Annotated in this window: 1 protein-coding gene; it reads right to left on the bottom strand. The window is 77.8% G+C overall.

The genetic code is table 11. The annotated features are described in order from the left end of the window. Positions 1 to 1,378 (bottom strand): cytochrome P450 (locus DQW06_RS26690; protein ID WP_157983622.1); only part of this gene is annotated, 1,378 nt, incomplete at its 3' end. Between the last annotated feature and the right edge of the window lie 222 nt (positions 1,379 to 1,600).

The following is a 1,600-nucleotide window of genomic DNA, read 5'->3' as shown; positions in this document are numbered from 1 at the left end:
GCGCGGGCCGCTCCTCCCGTGCCCGCTCGCCGTCCTCACCCGCCAGGGGCGCCTGGTAGCGCGCCCCGCGCGGGGCGGGCCCGCGCTTCCTGCGCAGACGCCGCGTCACCGGGGCCGGGGCGCGCTCGCGCACCGGCGCGTCGGACCCGGCGCGCTCCCCGGTGGCGGTGAACCACACCGGCAGCTCCTCCAGACCGTGCACGGCCAGGGACGCGCGCCAGCGCAGCTCCTCGGGCTCGACAGCCAGGACCATGCCGCGCAGCCGGTCCACGGCGGTGTCGATGGCGGTGCGCGCCAGCTCGCGGGTGAGGCCGGTGGCGGGGCAGCGGTGCGCGCCCGCGCCCCAGGACAGGTGGGAGCGGTCTCCGGCCCGAGCCATCGCGTCGTCGCCGCGGGCCACCGACGGGTCGGTGTGCGCGGAGGCCAACCCCAGCAGCAGCGGCTCGCCCCTGCGGACGCGAGCCCCGGAGAAGCTCAGGTCCTCGACCGGGTAGCGCCCGCCGAGCACCCGGATCGGGGAGTCGGTCCACATCACGTAGTCGATGAAGTCCTCGGGGGTGAGGGTGCCGCCCAGGTAGGCGGTCCACACGCCCGGGTCCTCCAGCAGCCGGAGCAGGGCGTTGCCGATCAGGTGGGTGGTGGGCTCGTGCCCGGACTCCCACAGCAGCGCCAGCGCCCCCGCCGCCTCGTCGTCGGTGAGCCCGGCGGGGTGGGCGAGCAGCCAGCTGGCCATGTCCTGTCCGGGGTCGGCGCGTTTGCGCGCGACCAGGCCCGCGAAGTAGGAGCGGACCGCGGTGGCGGCGGGACCGGCCCGGTCGGGTTCGCCGCTCCACAGCCGCGGGGCCAGGTCGGCCAGCAGGCGGCCGTAGGCGTCGGGCAGTCCGAAGAGCTCGTTGAGGACCAGGGCGGGCAGCGGGGCGGCGAACCCGCCGATGAGGTCGGCGGCGCCGTCGGCCGCGACCCGGCCGAGCAGGTGCACGGCGGCGCGTTCGACCACGGGGACCAGACGGGGCGTGTCCGCCCTGGCCAGGGTGTCGACGACGGCCGCGCGCAGCCGCCGGTGCTCCTCGCCGTCGCGGGCCAGGGCGGCGCTGCGGGCGGGCGCGGCGTCCTCGGCGCCCCACGGGCGCGGGTCGGCGGAGAAGAGGGTGTGGTCGCGCAGCGCCTGGAGGTTCTCCCGGTAGCCGAGCAGGAGCCATCCCGGCACACCCGGGCCCACCTCGACCGGGACCAGGCCGCCGTGGCGGTCGCGCAGCGCGTCCCAGGGCGTGTCGGCGCCGGTGTCCCCGCGCGGGGGGAGGGCGACCGGGCAGCGGGCGCCGCCGGATCCCGCTGACGGGGGGTCGTCGCGGCCGTCGGTCCCGGTTCCCTGGCGCATGGAGGCTCCTCAGTGGCTGCGGATGCGAGGCGACGGTACGCGCCCCGTGTTTCCGCCGTGCTTCGGGCAGGAAAGCTCCGCCTTTCCGGACGGGGCACCCGGTGCCACGGAGGGCCAAGGCGGGATTACCGCTCACGTCGCCCAGAGGAGCAGGTGTCGGCGCACCGGTGACGTTCACGCCCCTTCCTCCCCCGGCCGGGGCGCCCCGCGCCGGGGGAGGAA

The sequence above is a fragment of the Nocardiopsis sp. TNDT3 genome (genome assembly GCF_003427465.1).
GTDB classification, from domain to species: Bacteria; Actinomycetota; Actinomycetes; order Streptosporangiales; family Streptosporangiaceae; genus Nocardiopsis; species Nocardiopsis dassonvillei.
This window is presented reverse-complemented; position numbering and strand designations above follow the sequence as displayed.